The organism is Enterobacter sp. RHBSTW-00175 (genome assembly GCF_013927005.1).
In the GTDB taxonomy this organism is placed as follows: Bacteria; Pseudomonadota; Gammaproteobacteria; order Enterobacterales; family Enterobacteriaceae; genus Enterobacter.
The window spans coordinates 698,611-711,405 of record NZ_CP055930.1; the positions used below are offsets into that span (position 1 = coordinate 698,611).

Here is a 12,795-nt window from a genome sequence, read left to right on the forward strand (position 1 = left end):
GAGCTAAAGATGTTTAAACCCCCGTTTATTCTCTCTATTGCCGGTGGCGGCAGCACTTACACGCCGGGTATCGTGAAAAGCCTGATGGTACGCCTGCAGGATTTCCCGCTGGCAGAAATACGCCTCTACGATATTGACGACGCGCGTCAGAACACCATTGCGCCGGTGGTGGAGAAGGTTATTCGCGACCACAGCCAGAGCATTAAATTTACCGTCACCAGCGATCCGGAAGTGGCTTTCAGCGGCGCACATTTTGTCTTCGCCCAGATGCGCGTTGGCCAGTACAAAATGCGCGAGCAGGATGAGAAGATCCCATTGCGTCACGGCGTGGTTGGGCAAGAAACCTGCGGCCCTGGCGGGCTGGCGTACGGCCTGCGCACCATCCTGCCGATGGTGGAGCTTATCGATTTGGTGGATCGCTACGCGCATGAAAAAGCGTGGATCGTAAATTACTCCAACCCGGCGGCGATCGTCGCGGAAGGCGTGCGTCGTCTGCGTCCGAACGCCCGCGTGCTGAACATCTGCGATATGCCGGTGGCCGCGATGCGTAATATGGGGGCGATTCTGGGTGTCGATCGCCACAAGCTGGAGGTGGACTACTTTGGTCTGAACCACTTCGGCTGGTTTACCCGCGTGCTGGTGGATGGCGAAGACAAGCTGCCGGAGCTGCGTCGACATATCGCGAAGTTTGGTCTGCTGACGGAAGATGCCGCGAAAACCGACCCGCAGCATTCCGATCCTTCATGGGTAAAAACCTGGCGCAACATCAAACCGATCATGGACAATTTCCCGGAGTATCTGCCGAACCCGTATTTGCAGTACTACCTGATGCCGAACCAGATTGTCGAGCACCAGAACCCTGAATACACCCGCGCTAACGAAGTGATGAACGGGCGCGAGAAGAAGCTGTTCGCGGCCGCAGAAGAGTACAAGCGCACCGGCGTACTGTCGGATGCCTTCCACGTTGGCGTGCACGGTGAATTCATTGTTGATGTTGCCTGCTCGCTGGCCTTTAACCTGCGGAGCCGCCATCTGGTGATGGTGGAAAACCGCGGGGCGATTACTAATCTGCCGTACGATGCCGTGGTGGAAGTGCCAGCCTATATCACCTCAGAAGGGCCAGAGCCAATACGCGTGGGCCAGGTACCGCTGTTCCACCAGACGTTACTGCAACAGCAGCTGGCTTCTGAACAGCTGCTGGTGGAAGCCACTATAGAGGGCAACTATGAAAAAGCGTTGCAGGCATTCACCCTGAACCGTACCGTGCCCACTATGGAACATGCAAAAGCGATTCTCGATGAGATGATAGAGGCTAACCGTGATTACTGGCCTGCGCTGCAAAAAGCCTGGAATAACGGCGAAGCGGTGAAAAAATAAGGCGTTGCTCGCGAGTTGAACGTGGTGTGCTTGTCGGTGTCAGAAAAAACACCGACAATCCTTTTTTACGGAAAAAAATGGAGGCACCCATGTCCACCTCATATTTTGTCGCCGCCGACTGGTTGATTGAACACAGCGACGACCCGGAAGTCCAGATTATAGACGCACGTATGGCCCCTCCGGGGCAAGAGCATCGCGACGTTCCCGGTGAGTACCGCGCCGGACATCTGCCTGGCGCGGTATTTTTTGATATTGAAGCCCTCTCTGACCACACTTCTCCCCTGCCGCACATGCTGCCGCGTTCGGAAGCGTTTTCCGTGGCGATGCGCGAGCTGGGCGTCAGCAAAGACAAACACCTCGTTGTTTATGACGAAGGTAACCTCTTCTCGGCGCCGCGTGCGTGGTGGATGCTGAAAAACTTCGGCGTGGAAAACGTCTCGATTCTGGCGGGCGGCCTTGCGGGCTGGAAGCGCGACGAGCTGCCGCTCCAGCAGGGCGACGTGACGTTGCCGGAAGGCGAGTTCGATGCTACCTTCGACGCTCACGTGGTGAAACGTCTGACCGATGTGCTGGTCGTTAGCCATGAAAAAACAGCGCAAATCATCGATGCTCGCCCTGCACCGCGTTTCAACGCCGAAGCGGATGAACCGCGTCCGGGGTTAAAGCGCGGCCATATTCCTGGCGCTCTGAACGTTCCCTGGGGTGATTTAGTGTTTGAAGGTGAGCTCAAAACCACCGACGAGCTGCGCGCTATTTTTGACCGTGCGGGCGTGGATTTACGCCGCCCGATTATTGCCAGCTGCGGCTCCGGCGTAACGGCCTGCGTGGCGATCCTGGCGCTCGCCACGCTCGGCGTCAATGACGTCACGCTCTACGACGGCGCGTGGAGCGAATGGGGTGCCCGTGACGACCTGCCGGTTGAACCTGCCAAATAATGGATAACCGCCTGACCACGCTCTTAACGCGCGGGGAGTCATTGACCCGCGCGGAGTATCGCGTGCTCGCCCACCTCACAGAACATCCGCTGCTGGTGGGTAACATCACGGTGCGCGAGCTGGCGCAGGCGACATTCGTCTCTACCGCCACCATTATGCGTCTGTGCCAGAAACTGGGGTTTAGCGGTTTTAGCGAGTTTATCTGGCACTGCAAACAGCTTCTTTCAGACACACCACACATTACTGCGCAAAGGAATGACCTCCCGGAATTGCCTGCCCTGTTCAGCCAGTTCATTGCGAATTATCAGCAGACATTCCAGTGGGTTACGCAAGAAAAACGCCAGCAGTTTGCCGACCTGTTGCGCCAGAAAGAGAGTTTTTTTCTCTACGGCGCCGGGTTTTCTTATCTTTTTGCCGAATACCTCACCAAGAAATTGCAGGTGTTGGGCAAAACGGCCTTTATTTCCGGGCCCGGCGACAGCAGGAATATTTTTCTGAGTAACGCTGCTCGTTATCAGGTGTTTATTGCCGTCTCACGCAGTGGCGAAACAGAACAGGTGCTGGATAAAGCGCGGATTGCCAAAAATGTTGGCATGACGGTGGTGGCCTTTACTCGCGCCTCTGCAAATACGCTGGCGAGCATGGCGGATTTGCATTTCGCGTTATATGACGAAGCGGTACATTACGCCGCAGAAGCCGCTGGCGTGACGTCGTTCGAGTCTAATCTGGTGCTGTTGATGGATTTACTGCTGTTGGAAGCAACGGGGTGAGTGCTCACCCCAGTGCTATCAGATAATGCGATTGGTTTTAAGATCGCGCAGGAAACCGCCCCAGCGACGTTCATAGAACGGGGTGATGTGTTCAGTAATAAAGTGGCTGATGCCCTTCTCACCTTTCACAACACGGCAGATATCAATCGGCTCATCACCTGGCAGAGTGTCAGTAGCCACGCTTCCGGCAGCCTGAATGATCTCGTCGATGTCACCGTCGGCTTCAATACCCATCAGCAGCACTGGCTGTTCGTCCGCGCTCTCTTTAATGGAGCACAGGAACGCGCGTTTTACTGGCTTGATGGTTTTGAATAGCGTGGTCAGGGAGTCAATCATCTGCGCCGGCGGTTCTGCCACTTCAGACAACAGCAGCGTTTCGCCACCTTCAATCACTTCCTGCGTGCTGAGCGGGTTGCCCTCTTCGCCAATCAGATGGCTGATTTCGCGCGGGGTGAACTCTTTTCCGGTCGGCAGTTTGGCGTTCAGGAACAGCGTCTGGCCCAGCGTCATTTCAAACAACGTGCGCACGGGCATCACCACAAATGCCTGTTCATCTTCAACCGCTTCCTGGAGTGCTTCAAGAGAGGTGAAGAACGGAATGACTGAAGTGCCGTCGTCTTTCTCCCAGTGCAGCAGATCCAGCGCGCTGTCTTCTACGACCTGCTCACCTTCCGCCGCGGTGCCCGGCACCCAGACAGTGGATTCCAGCAGCGTGCGGAAAAATGCCGGACGGTGGGCGGGCTCGGTCGCCGCCTTTTCCAGCAGGGTTTCTAATTCGTTTTTGGTTTCTGACATAACAATTCCAGATGATGCATTTCCCCCCTCACCCCAGCCCTCTCCCCTTTGGGGAGAGGGCTGGGGTGAGGGGGGCAACAATTACTCAGCCGTCAGCAGGTTCGCCACGGTACGCACACCCAGACCGGTCGCGCCCGCAGACCACTGCTCAACTGCCGCTTTACGGTACGTTGCGGAGCAGTCGATGTGCAGCCAGCCTTCATGGTAGTTCTCAACGAAGTGAGACAGGAAGCCAGCGGCGGTGCTTGCACCTGCCGGGTACGCCGCGCTTGCGGTGTTGTTCAGTTCGGCAAAGTTAGACGGCAGCTGGCTGCGGTGGAACTCGGCCAGCGGCAGACGCCAGAACGGTTCGTTCTCTGCGGCAGCGCTTGCCAGCAGGCGGGCAGCCAGTTTGTCGTCGAAGCTGAACAGCGCGTGGTAATCATTGCCCAGGGCGGTTTTGGCCGCACCGGTCAGGGTTGCCATATCGATAATCAGCTCGGGTTTCTGCGCAGATGCGTCGATCAGGCCATCGGCCAGCACCAGACGGCCTTCGGCGTCGGTGTTCATCACTTCGACGTTTTTGCCGTTGCGGTAGCGAATGATGTCGCCCAGTTTAAAGGCATTGCCGCTCACCATGTTGTCCGCGCAGCACAGGTATAGCTTCACGCGCTTGTTCAGACCACGGGTGATAGCAAACGCCAGCGCGCCGGTAATGGTCGCCGCGCCGCCCATATCAGATTTCATGGAATCCATGAATGCGCTCTGCTTCAGGCTGTAACCGCCGGTATCGAAGGTAATACCTTTACCAACCAGGCAGGCAAAGACGGGCGCCGTTTTGTCGCCGGTTGGGTTGTAATCCAGCGCCAGCAGCACAGGGGGACGCTCAGAGCCGCGGCCCACGGTATGAATACCCATGTAGTTCTGCTCGCGCAGATCTTCGCCTTTGGTGATGCGGTAAGACATTTTGTCACCCGCCACGCCGCACAGCAGGTCAACCGCGCGCTGCGCCAGCTGCTCCGGGCCTAATTCTTCAGCCGGGGCGTTGATGGTGTCACGCACCCAGTCGATAATGGTCAGACGGCTTTCCAGCTCTTTCTGGCCGGCTTCATCGAGGTTTGCCCACTCAATTTTACGGGTGCCTTTCGGACCTTTGTAACCTGCCCAGAACGCCCAGCTGCGATCGATATCCCAGCCTTCGCCGTCCAGCGTCACGTGTTTAATCCCAAGACCATCCACTTTGCGCGCCGCGCGCTGGATCAGGCCCAAATCATCTTTGCCCGTCAGGTGCAGGGTAATGCCGTCGTTGTTGATGCTGTAGGTGGCTTTCTCGCCCCAGCGTGCGTCGGCAGGCTGTGTGGAGAGCGTAATCTTCATCGCTTCGGTCATTTTATTTATCCTTATTAGCAAACGGGCCGCCTGAAGGCAGCCCGTAATGTGATTTAGCTAGCCTCATCTAACCAGACTAACAGAATCGCCTCCAGAATTTTTTCATTGGATGCGTTTGGATCGTCGTCAAAATCCTCTAAATCGCAGATCCACTGATGCATGTCGGTGAATCGTACGGTCTTTGGATCGAGATCCGGGTTCGCGTCGTAGAGCGCTTCGCCGATTTCACGGCTGTCTGTCCACTTCAGTCCCATATTAATGCTCGCGTGCGTGGTTGATGGTGTAACGTGGGAATTCCACAACCAGATCTTCGTCGGTCACCAGTGCCTGGCAGCTTAAACGGCTGTCTGGCTCCAGACCCCATGCTTTATCCAGCATGTCGTCTTCGTCTTCGGTGCTCTCAGCAAGAGAGTCAAAACCTTCACGCACAACGCAGTGACACGTGGTGCAGGCACAGGATTTTTCACAGGCGTGTTCCACTTCGATACCGTTACGCAGGGCAACGTCGAGAATGGTTTCACCGGTCTTCGCTTCCAGAACAGCGCCATCCGGACAGAGGTCCGCATGAGGCAAAATAACAATCTTTGGCATATTAAACCTCGTCCACGGACTGGCCTTTCAGCGCGACGCGGACAGATTTGTCCATGCGGCGAGCGGCGAAGTCCTGGGTTTGTTTATCAACGTTTTTAATGGCTTCTTCTATTGCATCAGCGTCATCGGCTTGCGCTACGGCACGTAAGTGCTCGGCAGCGTCGTCGATCACCTGACGCTCAGCGGCGCTTAACAGCGCGGCATCGGCAGTGAGTGCGCCAACCAGGCTTTCCAGCACGCGCGCGGCTTCAACTTTCTGTTCAGCCAGCATTCGTGCCTTCACGTCTTGTTCGGCGTAGCTCATTGAATCCTGAATCATGGTCACGATTTCGCCATCGGTCAGGCCGTAAGACGGCTTCACCTGGATGGACGATTCAACACCGGTCGATTTTTCCATCGCCGTGACGCTCAGCAGGCCGTCCGCATCTACCTGGAAGGTCACGCGAATGTGCGCCCCACCCGCAGGCAGCGCCGGAATACCGCGCAGCGCAAAGCGCGCCAGAGAACGGCAATCCTGCACCAGTTCACGTTCGCCCTGCATCACGTGGATAGACATCGCGGTCTGGCCATCTTTGAAGGTGGTGAACTCCTGTGCACGCGCCACCGGAATGGTGGTGTTACGCGGGATCACTTTCTCTACCAGGCCGCCCATCGTTTCCAGCCCCAGGGAGAGCGGAATGACGTCCAGCAGCAGCATTTCGCTGTCCGGCTTGTTGCCGACCAGAATATCAGCCTGAATTGCGGCGCCCACAGCGACCACTTTGTCCGGGTCGATGGAGGTTAGCGGCGTGCGGCCAAAGAATTCACCCACGCGTTCACGCACCAGCGGCACACGGGTGGAACCACCCACCATGACCACTTCAAGTACCTCTTCCGCTTCAACACCCGCGTCTTTCAGCGCGCGGCGGCAGGCCAGAAGCGTGCGTTTTACCAGAGAGGTAATCAGATCATTAAACTGTTCACGGGTGATTTCACCCTGCCAGCCCGCGACATTCACGGTGACAGCCTGGGCGTCACTCAGTGCAATTTTGGCTTCAACCGCCGCATCCAGCAGTTCACGCTGAACGCGCGCGTCGCTACGATCGGTAATGCCCGCCTGCTCGCGAATGTGATCCGCCAGCAGGTGATCGAAATCATCACCGCCGAGCGCAGAATCACCGCCGGTGGCCAGTACTTCAAATACACCACGGCTTAAGCGCAGGATGGAGATATCAAACGTCCCGCCACCCAAATCGTATACCGCAATCACCCCTTCCTGACCGGAATCCAGGCCATAGGCAATGGCAGCGGCAGTCGGTTCGTTCAGCAGACGCAATACGTGCAGCCCAGCCAGACGCGCAGCGTCTTTGGTGCCCTGACGCTGTGCATCGTCAAAATAGGCTGGAACGGTAATCACCACGCCGTCCAGTTCGCCTTCAAGCGTAGCTGTGGCGCGGGCCGCCAGCGCTTTGAGGATGTCTGCAGACACACGAATCGGGTTCAGTAAACCGGCGGTGGTGGCGATCATCGGCAAGCCATTTTCACTTGCCTGGAACTGATAAGGCAGGTGCGGGTAGCGGCTCTGGATATCCGCCAGAGAGCGACCCATCATGCGCTTAACAGAGATGATGGTGTTGACCGGATCGCGGGCGGCGTTAGCACGCGCATCGTAGCCGACCGTGTGGCCCTGCTGATGATAGTGGACCACAGATGGCAGCAAATGGCGGCCGTCTGCGTCAGCCAGCGTTTCAGCCTGGCCGCTACGCACGGTCGCCACGAGGGAATTGGTGGTACCTAAATCAATGCCCACCGCCAGACGACGCTGGTGCGGTGCAGCACTTAAACCAGGCTCACTAATTTGTAATAAGGCCATGTTGAGCTTCCAGAATCAAAAATCGAGCAGCTTTTCTTCGAGTTGTTCAGCGCTGCTTCGCAGTTTATCGAGAAAACGGAGCTTGCGTACTGTGTCCGCCGCTACGTCCCATGTCTCGTTATTCAATTGTTCAACCATCTGCTGATGGCGGGTATCAAACATCTCTTTGACACGTTTGATAAAGCGCGACAGCCGGTTTTCGTCTTTCGCCTGGTCAATCTCATCCAGCTCTTCACGCAGCTCCAGCTGTTCCATCAGGAATGCGGTATCGCGTACGGTGTGTTGTTCGCTCGCCAGATCAAATCCGTGAAGAGAGAGTAAGTACTCTGCGCGGGTTAACGGATTACGCAGCGTCTGCCAGGCCTGATTGATGGTCGCAGATTGAGACACGGCCGCCAATTGCTCTGACTGAGTACCACTGGCGAATTTATCCGGGTGATATTGACGTTGCAGATCCTGAAAACGGATCGTCAGGGCCGGAATATCGACAGTGTACTGAGCGGGTAATCCGAAGAGGGTGAAGTAATCCATAACAATCTCAGGGGTAGCCGATTAAAACAAACCCCACGCACAGATTCCTGCGGTGGGGTTCATCGGATGACGCACGATCAAACGTGGAAGCTTTCGCCGCAACCGCACTCGTCTTTTACGTTCGGGTTCGTGAATTTGAACCCTTCGTTCAGGCCTTCTTTTACAAAGTCCAGCTGAGTGCCATTGAGGAATTGCAGGCTCTTACCATCGACCACCACCTTCACGCCCTTGTCTTCAAACACGGTGTCGTCGGACGCCGGTTCATCAACAAACTCCAGTACGTAAGCCATACCAGAACAGCCGGAGGTACGTACGCCCAGTCGCAGGCCATAGCCTTTACCACGGTTCGCCAGGAAGGCGCTTACTCGCGCGGCAGCGCTGTCGCTAAGGGTAATCGACATACTCAAACCTCAATTATTTTGCTTCACGTTTGCTTTTGTAATCCGCAATAGCGGCTTTGATCGCGTCTTCTGCCAGGATAGAGCAGTGAATTTTCACCGGCGGCAGTTCGAGTTCGTCAGCAATATCGGTGTTTTTGATTGCCTGTGCTTCGTCCAGAGACTTGCCCTTTACCCACTCGGTCACAAGTGAGCTGGACGCAATAGCAGAACCGCAGCCATAGGTCTTGAAGCGCGCGTCTTCAATGATACCTTCATTGTTGACTTTAATCTGCAACTTCATCACGTCGCCACACGCTGGTGCACCGACCATGCCGCTACCTACGGATTCATCGCTGTTGTCAAAAGAGCCAACGTTGCGTGGGTTCTCGTAATGATCAATAACTTTTTCGCTGTATGCCATGATTGAATTCTCCTTATGTACCGATTAGTGATGTGACCATTCAATGCTGTTCAGATCCACGCCCTGTTTGAACATTTCCCACAGTGGAGAAAGGTCACGCAGACGGCCAATGGAGTTGCGAACCAGCTTGATGGTGTAGTCAATCTCTTCTTCGGTAGTGAAACGACCTAAAGAGAAACGGATAGAGCTGTGTGCCAGCTCGTCGGTCATCCCCAGTGCGCGCAGCACGTAGGATGGCTCCAGGCTTGCAGAAGTACATGCAGAGCCAGAAGAAACCGCCAGGTCTTTCAGTGCCATGATCAGCGATTCGCCTTCAACATAGTTGAAGCTTACGTTGAGGATGTTTGGTGCGCCCTGCTCCAGGGAACCGTTCAGATACACTTCTTCCATATCTTTCACGCCGTCCCACAGACGGTTACGCAGAGTGCGCAGACGCGCCATCTCGGTTTCCATCTCTTCTTTCGCAATGCGGTACGCTTCGCCCATGCCCACGATCTGGTGAACAGGCAGAGTACCTGAACGCATTCCGCGCTCGTGACCGCCGCCGTGCATCTGCGCTTCGATACGGATACGTGGCTTACGACGAACATAAAGCGCGCCAATACCTTTCGGACCATAGATTTTGTGGCCGGAGAAGGACATCAGATCCACTTTCAGCTGGCTCAGGTCGATAGGCAGTTTGCCCACGCTCTGAGTCGCATCAACGTGATAGATGATGCCGCGCGCACGGCACATTTCGCCGATGGTCGCGATATCCTGCACTACGCCGATTTCGTTGTTCACGTGCATGATGGAAACCAGAATGGTGTCTTCACGCATTGCCGCTTCGAGCTCTTTCAGGTCAATGATACCGTTGCTCTGTGGCGCCAGGTAGGTGACTTCATACCCTTCACGCTCCAGCTGACGGCAGGTATCCAGCACGGCTTTGTGTTCGGTTTTGCTGGTGATAACGTGCTTGCCTTTTTTCTGATAAAAGTTGGCCGCACCTTTGATCGCCAGGTTGTCGGATTCGGTTGCACCGGAGGTGAATACGATTTCACGCGGATCGGCACCCACCAGGTCAGCAATCTGATTACGGGCGATATCTACCGCCTCTTCAGCATGCCAGCCAAAACGGTGTGAACGGGAAGCTGGGTTACCAAAGTTTCCGTCCAGGGTCAGACACTGCATCATTTTCTCGGCAACACGCGGGTCCACCGGCGTGGTTGCGGAGTAATCGAGATAAATCGGTAATTTCATTGCTCTATAAACTCCGTACATCGCTTCAATGCAAGGAATCAGGCAACCGGCTGGATGTACGACCGAGTACACGGGGCGAGCGAACGCCCCGGCCTGATTCTGAAATACTTATCTTTTTATTACGCGCGCAGTTTAACGTCGATTGCGTCTTGCGCGCGGGTGCTGCGTTGGGAATCATGGCTGTGCTGACGACCAGACACATCCAGAACTTCCTGGTTATTCACCAGCTCACCAAGGGTGATGTTGTTCAGGAAGCCGGTCAGACGGTCACTCAGATCGCGCCACAGCGCATGGGTCAGGCACTTATCGCCGCCCTGGCAGCCGCCTTTACCCTGGCAACGGGTCGCGTCAACGGATTCGTCAACTGCGCTAATCACTTCGCCTACCGCAATACTGCCCGCGTCTTTACCCAGCAGATATCCGCCGCCTGGGCCACGAACGCTGGAAACCAGTCCATTTTTACGCAGTCTGGAGAACAGCTGTTCCAGGTAAGAGAGGGAGATCCCTTGTCGTTCAGAAATATCAGCCAACGGAACCGGGCCCGCTTCGGAGTTGAGCGCAACGTCCAGCATCGCGGTCACGGCATAACGCCCTTTAGATGTCAGTCTCATGTCTTACTTAACCTCAAACTCGCCCCTGCCCGGGGTTTTTTATTGTAAAATGGGGGTATTGCATAGCAGGGCCAAGTCTGACATTCCTGACTAAATTGGTCAACTATTTACTTGACTGTTTTAGTCAGGTATTTAACCTTCCGTGCCGTTTTTGTCGGGTGGCGCTTCGCTTACCCGACCTACGGTTCTGTAGGCCGGGTAAGCGAAGCGCCACCCGGCGAACAGACGACGCTACTCTTTATTCTTCTGCTCAATCGACGCCAGGATACCGCGCAGGATGTTCAGCTCCTGGCTTTCCGGGCGCGCACGGGTAAACATACGGCGCAGTTTGTTCATCACCTGCCCCGGGTGACCTTCACGGATAAAACCGGTTGAAAGCAGGGTCTGTTCCAGATGACCGTAGAAACGCTCCAGGTCGTCCACCAGCGGGTAAGCCGCCTCTTCTTTATGTTCTACCGGTTTCTCCTGCGTTGCCAGCCAGGCCATGCGCACTTCGTAGGCAATAACCTGTACCGCCATCGCCAGGTTCAGCGAGCTGTATTCCGGGTTTGCGGCAATCGCCACGTGATAATGACATTTTTGCAGTTCGTCGTTGGTCAGGCCAACGCGTTCACGGCCAAACACCAGTGCAACTGGTGCCTGTTCAGCTTCTGCCACGCTTTTCAGACCGCATTCACGCGGGTCCAGCATCGGCCACGGCAGCGTACGCGAGCGCGCGCTGGTGCCCACCACCAGGCTACAACCTGCCAGAGCTTCGTCGAGGGTATCAACAATCTGGGCATTGCCGATAACATCACTGGCACCGGCCGCCAGGGCGATAGCCTGGGAGTCGGGTTTGACCAGTGGGTTTACCAGCCACAGATTGGTTAAACCCATGGTTTTCATTGCGCGGGCAACAGAGCCCATATTGCCGGTATGCGATGTTTCGACCAGCACGATTCGAATGTTTTGCAGCATAGTTTTTAGTGTCTGAATTCAGTGTCTGAAGAATATTCGGGCATATTATCATAATCGGGAGACATAATCCGATCCCGCTGCTATACTCTGCGCCGATTTTCATGTTCTTTAACATCCAGTGAGAGAGACCGATGCATCCGATGCTGACCATCGCCGTGCGCGCAGCGCGCAAGGCGGGTAATGTAATTGCCAAACACTACGAAACTCCAGACTCCGTAGAAACCAGCCAGAAAGGCAGCAATGATTTCGTGACTAACGTCGATAAAGCCGCAGAAGCGATTATTATCGAAACGATCCGCAAATCTTACCCGCAGCACACCATCATCACCGAAGAAAGCGGTGAACATGAAGGTACCGATCAGGATGTTCAATGGGTTATCGATCCACTGGATGGCACCACCAACTTCGTAAAACGCCTGCCACACTTCTCTGTGTCTATCGCTGTACGCATTAAAGGCCGTACTGAAGTCGCCGTTGTCTACGATCCAATGCGTAACGAACTGTTCACCGCAACCCGCGGCCAGGGCGCTCAGCTGAACGGCTACCGTCTGCGTTGCAGCAATGCACGTGACCTGGACGGCACCATTCTGGCGACCGGCTTCCCGTTCAAAGCGAAGCAGCACGCAACTACTTATATGAATATCCTGGGCAAACTGTTCACCGAATGTGCCGATTTCCGTCGCACCGGTTCTGCTGCACTGGATCTGGCATACGTTGCGACCGGTCGCGTTGACGGTTACTTCGAACTGGCACTGAAGCCGTGGGACTTTGCTGCGGGTGAGCTGATCGCGCGTGAAGCGGGCGCACTGGTGTGTGACTTCACCGGCGGCCACAACTACATGACCACCGGCAACATCGTTGCAGGTAACCCACGCGTTGTTAAAGCCATGCTGGCAAACATGCGTGATGAACTGAGCGACGCGCTGAAGCGTTAATTCAGTCATCAGGGTGCGGGCACCTGCCCGCCC

General features: G+C 55.6%; 15 protein-coding genes. 4 read left to right on the forward strand and 11 right to left on the reverse strand.

The window, feature by feature from the left end; all coding sequences use genetic code 11:
* Nucleotides 1-9 precede the first annotated feature (9 nt).
* The 3 genes from HV107_RS03275 to HV107_RS03285 all read left to right on the forward strand — a co-directional run bounded on the left by HV107_RS03275 (nucleotide 10) and on the right by HV107_RS03285 (nucleotide 3,082).
* On the forward strand, nucleotides 10-1,377 hold the full coding sequence (locus HV107_RS03275) for a 6-phospho-alpha-glucosidase (protein ID WP_182062066.1): 1,368 nt from the start codon (nucleotides 10-12) through the stop codon (nucleotides 1,375-1,377).
* Between the two features lie 89 nt (nucleotides 1,378-1,466).
* The gene (gene sseA / locus HV107_RS03280; RefSeq protein ID WP_182062067.1) at nucleotides 1,467-2,312 is read left to right on the forward strand and encodes a 3-mercaptopyruvate sulfurtransferase; all 846 of its coding nucleotides are present in this window, start codon (nucleotides 1,467-1,469) and stop codon (nucleotides 2,310-2,312) included.
* A complete protein-coding gene (locus tag HV107_RS03285; protein WP_182062068.1) occupies nucleotides 2,312-3,082 on the forward strand; it encodes a MurR/RpiR family transcriptional regulator in 771 nt (256 codons plus the stop codon). Before sseA ends, HV107_RS03285 begins: the two co-directional genes overlap by 1 nt.
* Nucleotides 3,083-3,100: 18 nt before the next feature.
* Here the strand turns inward: HV107_RS03285 and sseB are convergent, their stop codons facing one another.
* The 11 genes from sseB to trmJ all read right to left on the reverse strand — a co-directional run bounded on the left by sseB (nucleotide 3,101) and on the right by trmJ (nucleotide 11,827).
* A complete protein-coding gene (gene sseB / locus HV107_RS03290) occupies nucleotides 3,101-3,877 on the reverse strand; it encodes an enhanced serine sensitivity protein SseB (protein WP_182062069.1) in 777 nt (258 codons plus the stop codon).
* Nucleotides 3,878-3,958: 81 nt separating this feature from the next.
* Nucleotides 3,959-5,245 carry an aminopeptidase PepB gene (gene pepB / locus HV107_RS03295; RefSeq protein WP_182062070.1) on the reverse strand — a complete coding sequence of 429 codons (1,287 nt, stop codon included), beginning with the start codon at nucleotides 5,243-5,245 and terminating at the stop codon, nucleotides 3,959-3,961.
* 53 nt (nucleotides 5,246-5,298) lie between these two features.
* Nucleotides 5,299-5,499 (reverse strand): Fe-S cluster assembly protein IscX, encoded by a 201-nt coding sequence (gene iscX / locus HV107_RS03300; RefSeq protein ID WP_181681346.1) that lies wholly within the window; start codon nucleotides 5,497-5,499, stop codon nucleotides 5,299-5,301.
* 1 nt (nucleotide 5,500) lies between these two features.
* Nucleotides 5,501-5,836 (reverse strand): ISC system 2Fe-2S type ferredoxin, encoded by a 336-nt coding sequence (gene fdx / locus HV107_RS03305; protein WP_014071345.1) that lies wholly within the window; start codon nucleotides 5,834-5,836, stop codon nucleotides 5,501-5,503.
* Nucleotide 5,837: 1 nt separating this feature from the next.
* Nucleotides 5,838-7,688, reverse strand: a complete 1,851-nt coding sequence (gene hscA / locus HV107_RS03310; protein ID WP_182062071.1) for a Fe-S protein assembly chaperone HscA — start codon at nucleotides 7,686-7,688, stop codon at nucleotides 5,838-5,840.
* Nucleotides 7,689-7,703: 15 nt separating this feature from the next.
* Nucleotides 7,704-8,219 (reverse strand): co-chaperone HscB, encoded by a 516-nt coding sequence (gene hscB / locus HV107_RS03315; protein ID WP_182062072.1) that lies wholly within the window; start codon nucleotides 8,217-8,219, stop codon nucleotides 7,704-7,706.
* A 77-nt stretch (nucleotides 8,220-8,296) separates the two neighbouring features.
* Entirely contained in the window at nucleotides 8,297-8,620 is a 324-nt protein-coding gene (gene iscA / locus HV107_RS03320) for an iron-sulfur cluster assembly protein IscA (RefSeq protein ID WP_014071348.1), read from the reverse strand.
* A gap of 13 nt (nucleotides 8,621-8,633) precedes the next feature.
* Nucleotides 8,634-9,020, reverse strand: a complete 387-nt coding sequence (gene iscU, locus HV107_RS03325; RefSeq protein WP_005120408.1) for a Fe-S cluster assembly scaffold IscU — start codon at nucleotides 9,018-9,020, stop codon at nucleotides 8,634-8,636.
* A 24-nt stretch (nucleotides 9,021-9,044) separates the two neighbouring features.
* Nucleotides 9,045-10,259, reverse strand: coding sequence for an IscS subfamily cysteine desulfurase (locus tag HV107_RS03330; protein ID WP_182062073.1), 1,215 nt, complete (start codon nucleotides 10,257-10,259; stop codon nucleotides 9,045-9,047).
* Nucleotides 10,260-10,378: 119 nt separating this feature from the next.
* Nucleotides 10,379-10,870 carry a Fe-S cluster assembly transcriptional regulator IscR gene (gene iscR / locus HV107_RS03335; RefSeq protein WP_008502158.1) on the reverse strand — a complete coding sequence of 164 codons (492 nt, stop codon included), beginning with the start codon at nucleotides 10,868-10,870 and terminating at the stop codon, nucleotides 10,379-10,381.
* 231 nt (nucleotides 10,871-11,101) lie between these two features.
* A complete protein-coding gene (gene trmJ, locus HV107_RS03340; RefSeq protein WP_182062074.1) occupies nucleotides 11,102-11,827 on the reverse strand; it encodes a tRNA (cytosine(32)/uridine(32)-2'-O)-methyltransferase TrmJ in 726 nt (241 codons plus the stop codon).
* Between the two features lie 131 nt (nucleotides 11,828-11,958).
* Here trmJ and suhB point away from each other — a divergent pair, with 131 nt between their 5' ends.
* Complete coding sequence (gene suhB / locus HV107_RS03345) at nucleotides 11,959-12,762, forward strand: inositol-1-monophosphatase (RefSeq protein ID WP_014071352.1); 804 nt, start codon at nucleotides 11,959-11,961, stop codon at nucleotides 12,760-12,762.
* The last annotated feature ends 33 nt before the right edge of the window (nucleotides 12,763-12,795 follow it).

Coding starts and splice junctions, on each gene's coding strand:
- HV107_RS03275 (WP_182062066.1), top strand. CDS start 10: ATGTTTAAACCCCCGTTTATTCTCTCTATTGCCGGTGGCGGCAGCACT.
- sseA (WP_182062067.1), top strand. CDS start 1,467: ATGTCCACCTCATATTTTGTCGCCGCCGACTGGTTGATTGAACACAGC.
- HV107_RS03285 (WP_182062068.1), top strand. CDS start 2,312: ATGGATAACCGCCTGACCACGCTCTTAACGCGCGGGGAGTCATTGACC.
- sseB (WP_182062069.1), bottom strand. CDS start 3,877: ATGTCAGAAACCAAAAACGAATTAGAAACCCTGCTGGAAAAGGCGGCG.
- pepB (WP_182062070.1), bottom strand. CDS start 5,245: ATGACCGAAGCGATGAAGATTACGCTCTCCACACAGCCTGCCGACGCA.
- iscX (WP_181681346.1), bottom strand. CDS start 5,499: ATGGGACTGAAGTGGACAGACAGCCGTGAAATCGGCGAAGCGCTCTAC.
- fdx (WP_014071345.1), bottom strand. CDS start 5,836: ATGCCAAAGATTGTTATTTTGCCTCATGCGGACCTCTGTCCGGATGGC.
- hscA (WP_182062071.1), bottom strand. CDS start 7,688: ATGGCCTTATTACAAATTAGTGAGCCTGGTTTAAGTGCTGCACCGCAC.
- hscB (WP_182062072.1), bottom strand. CDS start 8,219: ATGGATTACTTCACCCTCTTCGGATTACCCGCTCAGTACACTGTCGAT.
- iscA (WP_014071348.1), bottom strand. CDS start 8,620: ATGTCGATTACCCTTAGCGACAGCGCTGCCGCGCGAGTAAGCGCCTTC.
- iscU (WP_005120408.1), bottom strand. CDS start 9,020: ATGGCATACAGCGAAAAAGTTATTGATCATTACGAGAACCCACGCAAC.
- HV107_RS03330 (WP_182062073.1), bottom strand. CDS start 10,259: ATGAAATTACCGATTTATCTCGATTACTCCGCAACCACGCCGGTGGAC.
- iscR (WP_008502158.1), bottom strand. CDS start 10,870: ATGAGACTGACATCTAAAGGGCGTTATGCCGTGACCGCGATGCTGGAC.
- trmJ (WP_182062074.1), bottom strand. CDS start 11,827: ATGCTGCAAAACATTCGAATCGTGCTGGTCGAAACATCGCATACCGGC.
- suhB (WP_014071352.1), top strand. CDS start 11,959: ATGCATCCGATGCTGACCATCGCCGTGCGCGCAGCGCGCAAGGCGGGT.